This window comes from Paracoccus alkenifer (genome assembly GCF_900108405.1).
Lineage (GTDB): Bacteria > Pseudomonadota > Alphaproteobacteria > Rhodobacterales > Rhodobacteraceae > Paracoccus > Paracoccus alkenifer.
On sequence record NZ_FNXG01000005.1, the window covers coordinates 31,664 to 45,826 of the forward strand.

A 14,163-nucleotide genomic window follows, 5' to 3' on the forward strand; every position below is an offset into this window, starting at 1 on the left:
CCGGATATTGCACCGAAGATCGTCCCGGAGACGCAGAATGTGCTGCCTGAATTGCCCGGAATTTCCGCAACATGCGCAAATTCCTTCGATATATTCATATAATCCCACAAGATCTTTGCGCCGCATCGCAGCAAGACCGCGAATCGTCCGCACGGCCCCGCGTGCCTCACGGCCGCAGGGGTATTTGGGCCAGAAAGAAGCCGCTCGCACCGCAAGACCCCGGCAGGGCTTCTTTCTGGTCCAAATACCCGGCGGCGGCGCAGACAGGCATGGCCGCGCCGGTTACAGCCCCAGCACGTCCGCCATGTCGTATTCCCCCGGCCCCTTGTCCTGTCCCCACAGCGCCGCGCGCAGGGCGCCGCGGGCAAAGATGGCGCGGTCGGTGGCCAGGTGGCGCAGCACCACCCGCTCGCCGTCGGCGGCAAAGATCACGTCGTGTTCGCCCACGATGTCGCCGCCGCGGATCGCCGAAAACCCGATGCTGCCCGGCACCCGCGCGCCGGTGATCCCTTCGCGCGCGGGCACGCGCAGCGCGTCCAGCGTGGTGCCGCGGCCCTCGGCGGCGGCCTCGCCCAGCATCAGCGCGGTGCCCGAGGGGGCATCGACCTTGTGGCGGTGGTGCGCCTCGACGATCTCGATGTCCCAATCCGTGCCCAGCGCCGCGGCCACGCGTCGGGTCAGCCCGACCAGCAGGTTCACCCCCAGGCTCATGTTCCCCGCCCGGATGATCGGCGCATGGCGGGCGGCGGCGGCGATGCGGCGCAGGTCGTCCGCGTCCAGCCCGGTGGTGCCGATTACATGCACCGCCCGCGCCTGTGCGGTCAGTTCCGCATAGGCGACCGTCGCCGCCGGAGAGGTAAAGTCGATCAGCGCCTGCGCCTGCGCGATGGTCGCCACCGCGTCGTCGCTGACCGCCAGCCCCAGCGCCGCGCCGCCCATGGCCGTGCCCAGATCCTGCCCGACCCAGCCGTGCCCCGCGCGTTCCAGCGCCCCCGCCAGCCGGCATTCGTCCGATTCCAGCACCGCCTGCGCCAGCATCCGCCCCATACGGCCCGACACGCCCGCCACCACGATCCCGGGCTTGTGCATCTGATCCATCGCGTCCCCCTTTTTGGCAAAGCTCTAGCCCGTTGCGGCGGACCCTGCGACCCCCTAGATGGGACCACATGGCAAACAATCGCTTTCAATCCGGTCACGGCCCCTCGCAGCGCCAGTTGCGCGTGGGCGAGCTGATCCGGCGCACCCTGTCCGACGTGCTGGCGCGCGGCGACGTGCATGACCCGGATCTGAACCGCCACTCGATCACCGTGGGCGAGGTGCGGACCTCGCCCGATCTCAAGGTGGCGACGGCCTATGTGCTGCCTCTGGGCGGGCAGGACGCCGAACAGGCGCTTGAGGCGCTGCGCGCCAATGCGCGCGAGTTGCGCCATCTGGTCGCCCGCGGCCTGACGCTGAAATACGCGCCCGCCCTGCGATTCGTGCTGGACGAGACCTTCGACCGCATGGACGACACCCGCCGGCTGCTGGCCGACGAACGCGTGCGCCGCGATGTCGAGCGCGGCGAGGATGGGGATGGGGACGGGGACGACCGGGACGATGATCGCTGATCTCAAGCGCCGGCTGGGGTTGGCGGTGGGCGCGCTGGTGGCGATGACCCTGCCCGCGCTGGCCGACATCTGCGACACCCACCAGTTCGAGGGCGTCCGCTACGCCGTCTGCACCGTCACCGGCGACCGGCAGGACCGGCTGCGCCTGTGGCTGGACGATGCCGACGGCCGCCCCTTGGGCGAATTTCGCGCCATCCGCCAGCAGCTTGCCCCCGGCGAGGTGCTGGATTTCGCCATGAATGCCGGGATGTATCACGCCGATTATTCGCCGGTCGGGCTGTTTCGTTCGGACGAGGCCGAGCGGGGCGAGGTCATCACCACGGGCGGAGGCGGCAATTTCGGGCTGCTGCCGAACGGGGTGTTCTGCGTGGGCGCAAAGGCCCCGTTCCAGGTGATCGAAAGCCGCCGTTTCGCCGAGCTGCGCCCGCAGTGCCGGCTGGCCACCCAGTCCGGCCCGCTGCTGCTGATCGACGGCGAGCTGCACCCGCGTTTCCTGCCCGACAGCGACAGCCGTTACATCCGCAACGGCGTCGGCGTGTCGCGCGACATGCAAACGGCGTGGTTTGCGATCTCGGACCGGGCGGTGACGTTCCACGAATTCGCGCGGTTCTTCCGCGAGGGCCTGGGCGCGCGCAATGCGCTGTATTTCGACGGCTCGATCAGCCGGCTTTACGCGCCTGCGCTGCGCCGGGCCGACTGGGGCCGGCGGATGGGCCCGATCATCGGCTATGTGAGCACCCCCTGATGGCACGAAAAAAGGGCCGCGAGATTTCCGGCTGGCTGCTGGTGGACAAGCCCGCGGGCGTGGGCTCGACCGATGTGGTCGGCCGGGTGCGCTGGGCGCTGGACGCGAAAAAGGCCGGCCACGCCGGCACGCTGGACCCCGATGCAACCGGGCTGCTGGCGGTGGCGCTGGGCGAGGCGACCAAGACCGTGCCCTATCTGACCGAGGCCCTGAAAGCCTATGATTTCACGGTGAACTGGGGGGCGGAAACCGCGACCGACGATGCCTCGGGCGAGGTGCTACAGAGATCCGACGCCCGCCCCTCGGCGCGCGCCATCCACGACGCGCTGCCCGTATTCCGCGGCGACATCATGCAGGTGCCTCCCGCAGTCTCTGCCGTCAAGGTGGACGGGGCGCGCGCCTATGACCTTGCGCGCGAGGGCGAGGATTTCACCCTTGCCGCCCGCCCGTTATGGGTCGAGGAACTGACGCTGCTTGCGACCCGCGACGATCAGGCCGACCTGCGGCTGGTCTGCGGCAAGGGCGGCTATGTCCGTGCCATCGCCCGCGATCTGGGCCGGGCGCTGGGGTGCCTTGGCCATGTCCACAGCCTGCGCCGGGTCTGGTCGGGGCCGTTCGACGTGGCCGACGCGATCCCGTTCGAGCGGATCGACCGCACCGCGCAGGCGGAACTGGACTCGGCGCTGCTGCCGATCCAGGCGGCGCTGGACCTGCCGCAGATGCGCGCCTCGGACCAGGGCGCGGCCCGCATCGCCAACGGCAACCCCGGGCAGGTGCTGGACCATGGCGACTACGGGGCCGAGGTCTGGGTCAGCCACGACGACCGTGCGATCGCCATCGGCCGCTACATGGGCGGTGAGGTCCACCCCTCGCGCGTGTTCGTGCGGCCCTGAACCGGCAGCGCCGCACCCCGCGTTACCGCTGAAATGGGTATTTGAGCCAGAAAGAAGCCCGCCGCGTCGGAAACTTCTTTCTGGTCAAAATACCCATGCGACGGCGCCGCGGGCAGGTCAGGCGATCGAGACGCCCCGGGTTTCGCGGCCGATGGCAAAGGACAGCACCGCCGCCAGCACCAACAGCGCCGCGAACAGCCCGATCATCGCGTTGAAGTCGCTGGTCGCCAGCACCGCCAGAACCGAGGGCGCGGCCAGCCCGCCCAGCCGCGCGATGGCGCCAGCCATGCCCATGCCGGTGGCGCGCAGCGTGGTGGGATAGACCTCGGGGGTCAGCGCGTAAAGCGCGCCCCAGGTGCCCAGCAGCGCAAAGCTCATCAGCATCAGCGCCCCGGCGACCAGCAGGGCCGAGCCGGCGGTGACGAAGGCCATGCACCCCAGCGCCGACAGCATCAGAAAGATACGCAGCGTCCGCTGCCGGCCCCAGTGGTCCACACCCCAGGCCGCCAGCGCATAGCCGGGCAGCTGCGCCAGCGCCAGCACCACAAGGAAACCATAGCCGCGGACAAAGCCGAAGCCCTCGGTCGCCAGCTTGCCGGGCAGCCAGACGAACACCCCGTAATAGCTGAGCGACACCAGGAACCACACCGACAGCACCGCCAGCGTGGTGCGGGCAAGGCCGGGGGCGAGGATGCCCCCCGCCGGCGCGGGTGCGGCGGGCGGCAGGATCAGCCGCGCGTCCTTTGGCAGGGCGGGGGCGCCGTTCGCCACCCGCACCCGGTTGATGATGGCGCGGGCCTGCGGCTCGCGGTCACGGCGCAGCAGATACATGGGCGATTCCGGCACCCACAGCCGCAGGAAGATCCCGATACAGGCCGGCAGCGCCGCGACGATATAGATCAGCTTCCACGGCGCCCCCAGCGCCCATGTCGCCGCCGCCCAGGCAGTCAGCGCCACGATCAGCGTGCCCAGCGCCCAGAACCCCTCCAGCCAGACCAGCCAGCGGCCGCGGTTCTTCGGCGGCAAAAATTCAGCCATCATCGCGTAGTCGACCGGCAGCGTGCCGCCCACCGCCGCCCCGGTCAGGAACCGCAGCGCCAGCAGCCACTGGAAATCGGGCGAGAACGCCGAGGCCAGCCCGAACACCGCGTCGCAGGCCACCGTCACGATCAGCACATTGCGCCGCCCCACCCGGTCGGCCAGCCGCCCGAACAGCGCCGCGCCAAGGAACATGCCCAGAAAGAACAGCGTCCCGCTGTGCAGCGCCGTGCGCATGTCAAGGCCAAAGCTCGCCGCGATCGAGGGCGCGGCGAATCCCACCGCCACCACCTGCATCGCATCGGCCGCCCAGACCAGCCCGAAAATCGCCATCAGCCGGCGCTGGAAACGGCCTGCCCCGGCCTGGGTCAGGGCATCATCGACGGTGATGTTCATGGCGGTGATCCTGAGAAAGACAAAAAGGGGCCGCGCCCCGGCGCGACCCCGATGATCCTGTCCAGCCGGGACGAAAGGTCAGGCGTTGACGCTGTCCTTGAGCGCCTTGGCGATGGTGACCTTGACCACCTTGTCGGCGGGCTTGGTCATCATTTCCTGCGTCTGGGGATTGCGGACCTGACGCTCGGGGCGGGCGCGACATGCGACCTTGCCGATACCGGGCAGGGTCAGGGCGCCGCCTTCGGCCACGGTCCGGGCGACGATCGCCTGAATCGCGTCCAGCGCGGCAGTCGCGGTTTTCTTGTCGCTGCCCATTTCCTCGGCCATTGCAGCGACGAGCTGCGTCTTGGTCATGGGCTTCGCAGGGGCTGTCGCCATGGGAACCTGTCTCCTCGTTGGTGCACGCGTTTGATGCGGGCGTTTCCAGTGCCACTTTCTGGCATTTTCCTGCTACAGCCCGTTTCAGCCCGTATTTCAAGCCCTTTCATCGCAGTTTACGGGGTTTCGAGCATGAGTTTGCAAGAAAATACCCTTGGGTGTGGCCTGTTTCCGCCGCCCGGACCCCTGCGGCGTCACAGAAAGGCGGTTTCGTCAAAGGATCGCAGCTTGCGCGAATGCAGCCGCTCGACCGGCTGCTGACGCAAAAGCTCCATCGCGCGGACGCCGATGCGCAGATGGCTGGCGACCTGGCCGCGATAGAAATCGGTGGCCATGCCGGGCAGTTTCAGTTCCCCGTGCAGCGGCTTGTCGCTGACGCACAGCAGCGTGCCGTAGGGGACGCGGAAGCGAAAGCCGTTGGCGGCGATGGTGGCGCTTTCCATGTCCAGCGCGATGGCGCGGCTGAGGCTGAGCCGGTGCACCGGCGTGTCGCGCAATTCCCAGTTGCGGTTGTCGATGGTGGCCACGGTGCCGGTGCGCATGATCCGCTTGAGCTCAAAGCCCTCCAACTGCGTCACGTCGGCCACCGCGTCCTGCAACGCCACCTGCACCTCGGCCAGCGTCGGCAGGGGCACCCAGACCGGCAGGTCGTCGTCCAGCACATGGTCCAGCCGCAGATAGGCATGGGCCAGCACGTAATCCCCCAGCCGCTGGCTGTTGCGCAGCCCGGCGCAGTGGCCGACCATCAGCCACGCATGCGGGCGCAGCACCGCGATATGGTCAGTCGCGGTCTTGGCGTTCGACGGCCCCACCCCGATGTTGACCAGGGTGATCCCCTGCCCGTCGGCGCGTTTCAGGTGATAGGCCGGCATCTGCGGCGATTTGGCGCCGGTGGCGATCACGTCCTCGGGGCGTTCCAGCACCTGATCGCCGGGCGCGACAAAGGCGGTATAGCCCGACGCCGGGTCGGCCAGCGCCTGCCGGGCAAACGCCTCGAACTCGTCCACATAGAACTGATAGTTGGTGAACAGGACGAAGCTCTGGAAATGCTCGGGCGCGGTGGCGGTGTAATGGGCCAGCCGCGCCAGCGAATAATCCACCCGCTGCGCGGTAAAGGGGGCCAGGTGGCGGGTGCCGTCGGGCGCGGGCTGCGCCACTCCGTTCACGATGTCGTCGTTGGTGGTTTCCAGATCCGGCACGTCGAACACGTCGCGCAGCGAGAAATCCAGCACCCCTTCCTGCGGCACGTTCAGGTCCGAGCGGGTCGAGACCGCGAAATGCACCGGAATCGGTGTGTCGCTGTCGCCCACCGCCACCGGCACGCCGTGATTGCGGATCAGCAGCCCGATCTGCTGGGTCAGATAGTCGCGAAACAGGTCCGGGCGGGTGATGGTGGCCGCATAGCTGCCCGGCAGCGCCACATGGCCAAAGGCCAGCCGCGAATCCCCTTGCGAGTGGCTGGCCGTGGTCAGGCGCAGCTCGGGATACCAGGCGCGGAAACGTGCCTGCGGGGTCGTGCCGTCCAGCGTGTCCAGGAACCGGCCCAGCAACCAGTCGGTGGCGCGGGTGTAAAGCGCCTCGAGCCGGGCGACGGCGGCGGCGGGGTCGGTGAAATATTCGCGCTCGGCCGGCTCGGGGGTCTCGACCGGCAACAGGCGTGAGGGCTGGTCCATGCGGGTTCCTTCCGGGGCGGCATGCAGGCTGTTTTCGCGCGCGACAGTGGCAGGCGCCCCGCGCCGAGGCAAGCAACCGCTGGCAAGACCGGGCCCGCGCGACTATCTGGGGGCATGGACATCTCGATTCTGGATCTCGCGCCGGTCCCCGAGGGCTCGGACACCCGCAAAGCCATCGCCAGCAGCGTGCTTCTGGCGCAGGCGGCCGAGGGCTGGGGCTATCGCCGCTATTGGCTGGCCGAACACCACAACATGCCGGGTATCGCCAGCGCCGCCACCGCGGTGCTGATCGGCCATATCGCCGACCATACGCAGACGATCCGGGTCGGCGCCGGCGGGATCATGCTGCCGAACCACGCGCCCCTTGCGGTGGCCGAGGCATTCGGGACGCTGGCCACCATCCACGGCCCGCGCATCGACCTGGGGCTGGGGCGCGCGCCGGGCGGCGACGGGGCGGTGATGCACGCGCTGCGCCGCGGCCAGTCCCGCAACGAGGATTTCCCCAACGACGTGGTGGAACTGCTGTCCTATCTGGGGCCTGCGCGCCCCGGCGCGGCGGTGGCGGCGCATCCCGGGCAGGGCACGGATGTGCCGGTCTGGATCCTCGGGTCGTCGCTTTACGGGGCCAGCCTCGCCGCGGCGCTGGGGCTGCCCTATGCCTTCGCCTCGCATTTCGCGCCCGATGCGCTGGATCAGGCGGTCGAGCTTTACCGCGAACGTTTCCAGCCCGGGCCGTGGGGCGATACGCCCCGCTTCATGCTGGCCGTCAACCTGATCGCCGCCGATACGGACGAGGCCGCGCGCAAGCTGCGCACCAGTTCGCAGATTTCATTCTACCGGCTGCGGACCGGCAAGCCCGGCCTGCTGCCCCGGCCGGTGGACGACCTCGATTCCGTGGTGCCCGCGCAATACCAGTCCGGCGTCGAATGGACGCTGCGGATCAGCGCGGTGGGCGGGCCGGAAACGGTCAAGGCGCAGCTGGATGCGCTGGTCGAACGCTACCGCCCCGATGAGCTGATCCTGACCGGCAATATCTGGGATCCGGACGCGCGGATGCGGTCCTTCGCCATCGGGGCCGAGGTGATGGGGCTGTCGGGGGCATGAGCGCGGCGCCGCATCTGGTCGTCCTCGGCCACGGCTATTCCGCCGGCTACCTGACGCCGCTGCTGGTCGCGCAGGGCTGGACCGTCACCGGCACCACCCGCAACGACCCCGCGCGCGTCACCGCAACCGGCGCGCAGCCGCTGCGCTGGCCGGGCGAAGGTGACGCGCTGCGGGCCGAAATCGCCCGCGCCGACGCCATCCTTGTCAGCGCCGGCCCCGATGCGGGCGAATGTCCGGCGCTGCGCGACTTCGGCGCGGCCATCGCGGCAAGCCCGGCGCGCTGGCTGGGGTATCTGTCCACCACCGGCGTCTATGGCGACCGGCAGGGCGATTGGGTGGACGAGGATTCGCCCCTGACCCCCTCCACCCAGCGCGGCCGCGACCGCGTGGCTGCCGAAACCGCGTGGCAGGCGCTGGCCGCCGCGCATGGGCTGCCGCTGCATATCTTTCGCCTTGCCGGGATCTACGGCCCCGGCCGCGGCCCCTTTGCCAAGGTCCGCGCCGGCACCGCGCGCCGCATCATCAAGCCGGGACAGGTGTTTTCGCGCATCCATGTGCAGGACATCGCGCAGGTGCTGGCGGCCTCGATCGTGCGGCCCGCGCCCGGCGCCGTCTACAACGTCTGCGACGACGACCCCGCCCCACCCGAGGACGTGCTCGAACACGCCGCCACCCTGCTGGGCCTGCCCCCGCCCCCGGCCGAGGATTTCGCCACCGCCGAGATGACCCCGATGGCCCGCAGCTTTTACGCCGAAAGCAAGCGCGTCGCGAACGACCGCATCAAGCGGGAACTGGGCGTGCGGCTGATCCACCCCGATTATCGCAGCGGGCTGGCCGCGATGCTGGCGGCGGAAAACCGCTAGGGCGCCAGCCGACAGCAGCCGTTTTCCATGCGCGAGGCCTGACCCGCACCCTCGAACAGCAGCGTGGCGGACAGGCCGAACGCCCGATCCGACATCCCGTCGCTGCACTGACCCGGATGCAGCACCACCGTCAGCCGCCCGGCTTCATCCCCCGCCACGATACTGCGCGCCGGGCCGGGCTGGTGGGGATTGTCTACCACCGCGCGGCGCTGCAACTGCCGCGAACTCTCGGGCGTTTCATAAACCAGATTGCCGCCGACCTGCCGCAGCGACCAGAACGGCTCGGTCCCCAGGCAGCTCAGCGCGGCCGGAACCTGTCCCGCCTGCCAGACGCCCGCGCGTTCTTGCAGATAGCGCATGTTGACCCAGCCCGAGCGTTCATGCGTGTTGACCAGCCCCCAGCCGGACCGGACCGCGACGACCTCGACCCCCTTTGCGTCATGCGCCAGCCCCGACAGGATCGAGGATGACGCATCCGGCGCCGCCCGCACATTCAGCCGGTCGCTGGCGGCAACCCCGGTCACGTCGAACAGCGTCGGCAGCACGGTCTGCGCGCCGGCCGGCAGGGCCGCAAGCAGCGACAACAGCACGACAGCAAAACGCATGGAAACCCCCTCGGATCAGATGACAGCCCCGAAAACATGGCCGATCGCGGCGGTGACCGCCATGGCCAAAACCCCCCAGACCAACACACGCCCCACAGCGGGCAGAACCGGCGCCCCCCCGGCGCGCGCCCCCAGCGCCCCCAGCGCCGCCAGCGCCAGCAGCGTGACCACCAGCACCACCGACACCATGACCGAGGCCGGCGCCAGAACCGAGGCCAGCACCGGAATCCCCCCCGCCACGGTAAACGTCACCCCCGAGGCCAGCGCCGCCTGCATCGGGTTGGCCGACAGCTCGTCGGTCAGCCCCAGCTCGTCGCGCAGATGCGCGCCCAGCGCGTCATGCTCGGTCAGCTCGACCGCGACCAGCCGGGCGGTGTCAGGGGCCAGCCCGCGGCCGATATAGATCTGGACCAGCTCCTCAAGCTCGATCTCGGGCTCGTGGTGCAGGGCCTGACGCTCGCGGTGGATGTCGGCGGCCTCGATATCGGCCTGGGAACTGACGCTGACATATTCCCCCGCCGCCATCGACAGCGCGCCCGCGGTCAGCCCCGCCACCCCGGCCAGCGCCACCGCCTGCGGCCCCGTCCCCGCCGCCGCCACACCCAAAATCAACGACGACATCGACACGATCCCGTCGTTCGCCCCCAGCACCGCCGCCCGCAACCAGTTAGAGCGGTTGATGTAATGAGGGTCGTCGGGATGGGCGTTGGGATGGGTGTTGCGGGTCATGTCCAGATTGCCGGTGCCGGCCCTGTCCGGCCAAACTCTTTCTTCATCATCCAAATATCCTGGGGGGAGCGCGCAGCGCGGGGGGCGACGCCCCCCTGCCCCGGTCCCGTCAGGCGCGGCGTTCCATCGAGGCCACGCCCAGAACCTCAAGCACCTTCGCCTCGATCTGCGGGGCGTTCATCGCGGCGGCGCGATACATCGCCTCGGGGCTGGCGTGGTCGATGAAGGTGTCGGGCAGCACCATGCTGCGGAAACGAAAGCCGCGGTCGAACACGCCCTCATCCGCCAGCAACTGCGCGACATGGCTGCCGAAGCCGCCGATGGCGCCCTCTTCGATGGTGATCAGCGCCTCGTGTTCGCGCACCAGCCGCAGGATCAGATCGCGGTCCAGCGGCTTGGCGAAACGCGCGTCGGCCACGGTGGGCGCCAGCCCCCGCGCGGCCAGCGATTCGCGCGCCGCCAGAACCTCGGCCAGTCGCGCCCCGAATGACAGGATCGCGACCCGCCCGCCCTCGGCCACCACCCGGCCGCGACCGATCTCCAGCGGGGTGCCACGTTCGGGCAGCTCGACCCCCGTGCCCTCGCCCCGCGGAAACCGAAAGGCCGAGGGGCGGTCGTCCAGCGCCGCGGCGGTGGCGACCATATGGACCAGCTCGGCCTCGTCCGCGGCGGCCATGACCACGAAACCGGGCAGGTTAGCCAGATACGCCACGTCATACGCGCCGGCATGGGTGGCGCCGTCGGCCCCCACCAGCCCGGCGCGGTCGATGGCGAAACGCACCGGCAGGCGCTGGATCGCCACGTCATGCACCACCTGGTCATAGCCGCGTTGCAGGAACGTCGAATAGATCGCACAGAACGGCCGCATCCCGCCCGCCGCCAGCCCGGCGGCAAAGGTCACCGCGTGCTGTTCGGCGATGCCCACGTCGAAACAGCGGCGCGGGAAACGCTCGGCAAACAGGTTCAGCCCGGTGCCGTCGGGCATGGCGGCGGTGATCGCCACGATCTTTTCGTCGCGTTCCGCCTGCGCGATCAGCGATTTCGCGAACACGCTGGTATAGCTGGGGGCGTTGGATTTCGCCTTGGCCTGCACCCCGGTCACCACGTCGAAACGCGCGGTGGCGTGGCCGCGGTCGCTGGCGTTTTCGGCGGGCGCATAGCCCTTGCCCTTTTTCGTCACCGCATGGATCAGCACCGGCCCCGTCGCCCGCGCCTGCACCGTGCGCAGCAGCGGCAGCAGCTGGTCCAGATCATGCCCATCCACCGGGCCGATATAGGAAAACCCCAGTTCCTCGAACATGGTGCCGCCGATGGTCATGCCCTTGAGCATGTCCTTGGCGCGCCGCGCGCCCTCTTGCATGGGCGGAGGCAGCAGGCTGACCGCGCCCTTGGCCGCGGCCTTGAGTTCCTGGAACGGGCCGCGCGTATAAAGCCGGGTCAGATAGGTGGACAGCGCCCCGGTCGGCGGCGCGATCGACATCTCGTTGTCGTTCAGGATCACGAACAGGCGGCTGCCCAGATGGCCCGCGTTGTTCAGCGCCTCGAACGCCATGCCGCCCGACATGGCCCCGTCGCCGATCACCGCCACCGCATCGCCCGGATCGCCGCCCAGATCACGCGCCGCCGCAAACCCCAGCGCCGCGGAAATCGAGGTCGAGCTGTGCCCCGCCCCGAACGGGTCATGCGGACTTTCGCTGCGCTTGGTAAAACCGGACAGCCCGCCCTCGGTCCGCAGGGTGCGGATGCGGTCGCGCCGCCCGGTCAGGATCTTGTGGGGATAGCACTGGTGGCCCACGTCCCAGATGATCTTGTCGCGCGGGCTGTCGAACACCGCATGCAGCGCCACGGTCAGCTCGACCACCCCCAGCCCCGCGCCCAGATGCCCGCCGGTCACGCTGACCGCGCTGATGGTCTCTGCCCGCAGCTCGGCGGCAAGCTGGTGCAGCTGGCGGTCGCTCAGCGCCTTGAGGTCGGCGGGCGAGGCCACGCGGTCCAGCATCGGCGTGTCGGGTCGCGGCGGCAGTTCGGTCATGAGTAAGGGCCCCTTTCCACGGGCAATCGGCGCCCGCGGCTCGCCGTGGTCAGGTCTTGCGGTGGATAACGAAACGCGCCAGCGCCCGCAAGTTTCCTGCCGCATCATGGCTGCCGAAACCTTGCAGCGCGGCCTCGGCCCGCGCAACCATGGCGGCGGCACGGGCGCGGGCCTCGTCCAGCCCCAGCAGCGACACGAAGGTAGCCTTGCCGGCGGCCTGGTCCTTGCCGGTGCGCTTGCCGGTCTGCTCGGCGCTGCCTGTCACGTCCAGGATGTCGTCGGCGATCTGGAACGCCAGCCCCAGATTCGTGGCGTAATCGTCCAGCGGTGCGGGGTCGGCGCCCGCCAGCACCGCGCCCGCGGTGGCGGCAAAGCGGATCAGCGCCCCGGTCTTGGCCTGCTGCAACGCCTCGGTCGCGGCAAGCCCCAGCGCGGTGCCGGCGGTTTCGGCCGCGATGTCCTGCGCCTGTCCCCAGACCATGCCGCGCGCGCCCGCGGCCTCGGCCAGCCGGGCGACCAGCGCGATCCGGGTCTCGGCCGGGCCGACTGCGGGGTCGGAAAGCACCGCGAACGCCTGCGCCTGCAAGGCGTCGCCCGCCAGAATCGCCGTCGCCTCGGACCAGCGGATGTGACAGGTGGGCTGGCCGCGGCGCAGGTCGTCGTCGTCCATCGCCGGCAGGTCGTCGTGGACAAGGCTGTAGGCATGGACCAGTTCCACCGCCACCGCCACCGGCATCGCCTGTGCCGGGTCCACCCCGTAAAGCCGCGCCGATTCCAGCACCAGCAGCGCCCGCACCCGCTTGCCGCCGGCGCTGGCATAGCGCATCGCATCCGCCAGATCGCCCGGCGGCAGCCCCGCCAGCGCCGCGGCGATGGCATCGCCCACCGCCGCCTCGACCCGGGCGCGCAACCCGTCCAGCCCGTCCACCCTTACAGCCCTTCGACCGGGGTAGTCCCCGCGGGCTCGCCGCTGGCGGACAGCATGATCTTTTCGACCCGCTCTTCGGCCTGCCGCAGCCGGCGTTCGCAATGGGCGCGCAGCTTGGCCCCGCGTTCGTAAAGCGCGATGGATTGTTCCAGCGTGGCGTCGCCGTGTTCCAGCTTGCCGACGACGGATTCGAGCTCCTTCATCGCGTCCTCGAACGACATGCTGTCGATTTCGGCGTCGGTCATGCCGCAATTCCCCCAAGCGTGATGACATGCGCGCGGACCGAACGGCCCAGCGCCGCCAGATCATAACCCCCTTCGAGGACCGAGACCACCGGCGCCGCACCCGCCGCCTGCACGATCATCGCGGTGATGGCGGCGAAATCGGTTTCGTCCCAGTCAAGCGAGGCCAGCGGGTCCGCCGCATGGGCATCGAATCCGGCCGAGACGATCACCAGCCCCGGCGCCCAGTCCCGCAGCCGCGCGGCGATGGTGGTCCACGCCGCCCGCGCCTGGACCCCGCCGGAACCGGGCGGCAGCGGCAGATTCAGTATCTGCCCATGCGCGCCCTGTTCGTCCGCCGCGCCCGTGCCCGGATACAGCGGCATCTGGTGGGTCGAGGCGAAAAACGCGCGTTTCTCGGCCCATAGCAGGTCTTGGGTGCCGTTGCCGTGATGGACATCGAAATCCAGCACCGCCACCCGGTCCAGCCCGTGATGGTCCAGCGCCCGTTTCGCCGCGATGGCGGCGGTGCCAAGGATGCAGAACCCCATCGGGGTTTCACGCTCGGCATGGTGCCCCGGCGGGCGCATGGCGACAAAGGCGCTGCGATCCTCGCCCGCCAGCAGCGCGTCGACGGCCGCGCAACCCGCCCCCACGGCCCGCAGCGCCGCATCCAGACTGCCCGGCGACAGCCAGGTGTCCCCGTCCAGCGCCACCTGCCCCTGCGCGGGGGACGCGGCGCGCAGCCGGGTCAGATAGCGTTCGGGGTGGCAGCGCAGCACATCGGCATCATCGGCCAGCGGCGAATCGCGGTGCGTCAGCGGCAGGTCGGCCAGCGCATCCAGCACCGCGCGGTGCCGCGCCACCTGCTCGGGGTGGCCGGAGGGCGTGACGTGGCGTTCAGAGGCGGGGTGGGTGTAGAGGATCGTCATGCGCCAAGGCTAAGGCCAA

15 protein-coding genes are annotated in these 14,163 nt (G+C 69.9%); 5 read left to right on the forward strand and 10 right to left on the reverse strand.

The window, feature by feature from the left end:
• Positions 1-282: 282 nt before the first annotated feature.
• Positions 283-1,089 (reverse strand): 4-hydroxy-tetrahydrodipicolinate reductase, encoded by an 807-nt coding sequence (dapB, locus tag BLW83_RS12245; protein WP_090848689.1) that lies wholly within the window; start codon positions 1,087-1,089, stop codon positions 283-285.
• A 77-nt stretch (positions 1,090-1,166) separates the two neighbouring features.
• On the opposite strand from dapB, the gene rbfA reads away from it, so the two are divergent.
• The 3 genes from rbfA to truB are packed head-to-tail and all read left to right on the forward strand — an operon-like array spanning position 1,167 to position 3,245.
• Positions 1,167-1,607 carry a 30S ribosome-binding factor RbfA gene (rbfA, locus tag BLW83_RS12250; RefSeq protein ID WP_090848526.1) on the forward strand — a complete coding sequence of 147 codons (441 nt, stop codon included), beginning with the start codon at positions 1,167-1,169 and terminating at the stop codon, positions 1,605-1,607.
• The gene (locus tag BLW83_RS12255; RefSeq protein ID WP_090848527.1) at positions 1,597-2,352 is read left to right on the forward strand and encodes a phosphodiester glycosidase family protein; all 756 of its coding nucleotides are present in this window, start codon (positions 1,597-1,599) and stop codon (positions 2,350-2,352) included. Before rbfA ends, BLW83_RS12255 begins: the two co-directional genes overlap by 11 nt.
• Positions 2,352-3,245, forward strand: coding sequence for a tRNA pseudouridine(55) synthase TruB (truB, locus tag BLW83_RS12260; protein WP_090848528.1), 894 nt, complete (start codon positions 2,352-2,354; stop codon positions 3,243-3,245). The genes BLW83_RS12255 and truB overlap by 1 nt, the downstream gene beginning before the upstream one ends.
• 117 nt (positions 3,246-3,362) lie before the next feature.
• On the opposite strand, the gene BLW83_RS12265 is transcribed toward truB, so the two are convergent.
• The 3 genes from BLW83_RS12265 to BLW83_RS12275 form a co-directional block, all read right to left on the reverse strand.
• The gene (locus BLW83_RS12265) at positions 3,363-4,679 is read right to left on the reverse strand and encodes an MFS transporter (RefSeq protein WP_090848529.1); all 1,317 of its coding nucleotides are present in this window, start codon (positions 4,677-4,679) and stop codon (positions 3,363-3,365) included.
• Between the two features lie 78 nt (positions 4,680-4,757).
• Positions 4,758-5,057 carry an HU family DNA-binding protein gene (locus BLW83_RS12270; protein ID WP_073064937.1) on the reverse strand — a complete coding sequence of 100 codons (300 nt, stop codon included), beginning with the start codon at positions 5,055-5,057 and terminating at the stop codon, positions 4,758-4,760.
• Positions 5,058-5,251: 194 nt separating this feature from the next.
• Positions 5,252-6,730 carry an AMP nucleosidase gene (locus BLW83_RS12275; protein WP_090848530.1) on the reverse strand — a complete coding sequence of 493 codons (1,479 nt, stop codon included), beginning with the start codon at positions 6,728-6,730 and terminating at the stop codon, positions 5,252-5,254.
• Between the two features lie 114 nt (positions 6,731-6,844).
• Here BLW83_RS12275 and BLW83_RS12280 point away from each other — a divergent pair, with 114 nt between their 5' ends.
• Together BLW83_RS12280 and BLW83_RS12285 are read left to right on the forward strand one after the other, a co-directional pair.
• A complete protein-coding gene (locus BLW83_RS12280; RefSeq protein ID WP_090848531.1) occupies positions 6,845-7,834 on the forward strand; it encodes an LLM class flavin-dependent oxidoreductase in 990 nt (329 codons plus the stop codon).
• Positions 7,831-8,697 carry an SDR family oxidoreductase gene (locus BLW83_RS12285; protein WP_090848532.1) on the forward strand — a complete coding sequence of 289 codons (867 nt, stop codon included), beginning with the start codon at positions 7,831-7,833 and terminating at the stop codon, positions 8,695-8,697. The genes BLW83_RS12280 and BLW83_RS12285 overlap by 4 nt, the downstream gene beginning before the upstream one ends.
• Here BLW83_RS12285 and BLW83_RS12290 read toward each other — a convergent pair.
• From BLW83_RS12290 to BLW83_RS12315, 6 genes are all read right to left on the reverse strand, one after another.
• Entirely contained in the window at positions 8,694-9,302 is a 609-nt protein-coding gene (locus BLW83_RS12290; RefSeq protein WP_090848533.1) for a COG3650 family protein, read from the reverse strand. The genes BLW83_RS12285 and BLW83_RS12290 overlap by 4 nt on opposite strands.
• Positions 9,303-9,317: 15 nt before the next feature.
• Complete coding sequence (locus BLW83_RS12295; RefSeq protein WP_090848534.1) at positions 9,318-10,031, reverse strand: VIT1/CCC1 transporter family protein; 714 nt, start codon at positions 10,029-10,031, stop codon at positions 9,318-9,320.
• A gap of 109 nt (positions 10,032-10,140) precedes the next feature.
• Positions 10,141-12,054, reverse strand: coding sequence for a 1-deoxy-D-xylulose-5-phosphate synthase (dxs, locus tag BLW83_RS12300; RefSeq protein WP_425433961.1), 1,914 nt, complete (start codon positions 12,052-12,054; stop codon positions 10,141-10,143).
• Positions 12,055-12,112: 58 nt separating this feature from the next.
• The gene (locus BLW83_RS12305; RefSeq protein WP_425433959.1) at positions 12,113-12,991 is read right to left on the reverse strand and encodes a polyprenyl synthetase family protein; all 879 of its coding nucleotides are present in this window, start codon (positions 12,989-12,991) and stop codon (positions 12,113-12,115) included.
• A gap of 2 nt (positions 12,992-12,993) precedes the next feature.
• The gene (locus BLW83_RS12310; protein WP_090848536.1) at positions 12,994-13,236 is read right to left on the reverse strand and encodes an exodeoxyribonuclease VII small subunit; all 243 of its coding nucleotides are present in this window, start codon (positions 13,234-13,236) and stop codon (positions 12,994-12,996) included.
• The gene (locus BLW83_RS12315; protein ID WP_090848537.1) at positions 13,233-14,144 is read right to left on the reverse strand and encodes a histone deacetylase family protein; all 912 of its coding nucleotides are present in this window, start codon (positions 14,142-14,144) and stop codon (positions 13,233-13,235) included. Before BLW83_RS12315 ends, BLW83_RS12310 begins: the two co-directional genes overlap by 4 nt.
• Positions 14,145-14,163: the final 19 nt, after the last annotated feature.

What these genes read in the sequence shown, in the direction of transcription:
- dapB (WP_090848689.1), bottom strand. Translation starts at nt 1,089, where the DNA reads ATGCACAAGCCCGGGATCGTGGTGGCGGGCGTGTCGGGCCGTATGGGG.
- rbfA (WP_090848526.1), top strand. Translation starts at nt 1,167, where the DNA reads ATGGCAAACAATCGCTTTCAATCCGGTCACGGCCCCTCGCAGCGCCAG.
- BLW83_RS12255 (WP_090848527.1), top strand. Translation starts at nt 1,597, where the DNA reads ATGATCGCTGATCTCAAGCGCCGGCTGGGGTTGGCGGTGGGCGCGCTG.
- truB (WP_090848528.1), top strand. Translation starts at nt 2,352, where the DNA reads ATGGCACGAAAAAAGGGCCGCGAGATTTCCGGCTGGCTGCTGGTGGAC.
- BLW83_RS12265 (WP_090848529.1), bottom strand. Translation starts at nt 4,679, where the DNA reads ATGAACATCACCGTCGATGATGCCCTGACCCAGGCCGGGGCAGGCCGT.
- BLW83_RS12270 (WP_073064937.1), bottom strand. Translation starts at nt 5,057, where the DNA reads ATGGCGACAGCCCCTGCGAAGCCCATGACCAAGACGCAGCTCGTCGCT.
- BLW83_RS12275 (WP_090848530.1), bottom strand. Translation starts at nt 6,730, where the DNA reads ATGGACCAGCCCTCACGCCTGTTGCCGGTCGAGACCCCCGAGCCGGCC.
- BLW83_RS12280 (WP_090848531.1), top strand. Translation starts at nt 6,845, where the DNA reads ATGGACATCTCGATTCTGGATCTCGCGCCGGTCCCCGAGGGCTCGGAC.
- BLW83_RS12285 (WP_090848532.1), top strand. Translation starts at nt 7,831, where the DNA reads ATGAGCGCGGCGCCGCATCTGGTCGTCCTCGGCCACGGCTATTCCGCC.
- BLW83_RS12290 (WP_090848533.1), bottom strand. Translation starts at nt 9,302, where the DNA reads ATGCGTTTTGCTGTCGTGCTGTTGTCGCTGCTTGCGGCCCTGCCGGCC.
- BLW83_RS12295 (WP_090848534.1), bottom strand. Translation starts at nt 10,031, where the DNA reads ATGACCCGCAACACCCATCCCAACGCCCATCCCGACGACCCTCATTAC.
- BLW83_RS12310 (WP_090848536.1), bottom strand. Translation starts at nt 13,236, where the DNA reads ATGACCGACGCCGAAATCGACAGCATGTCGTTCGAGGACGCGATGAAG.
- BLW83_RS12315 (WP_090848537.1), bottom strand. Translation starts at nt 14,144, where the DNA reads ATGACGATCCTCTACACCCACCCCGCCTCTGAACGCCACGTCACGCCC.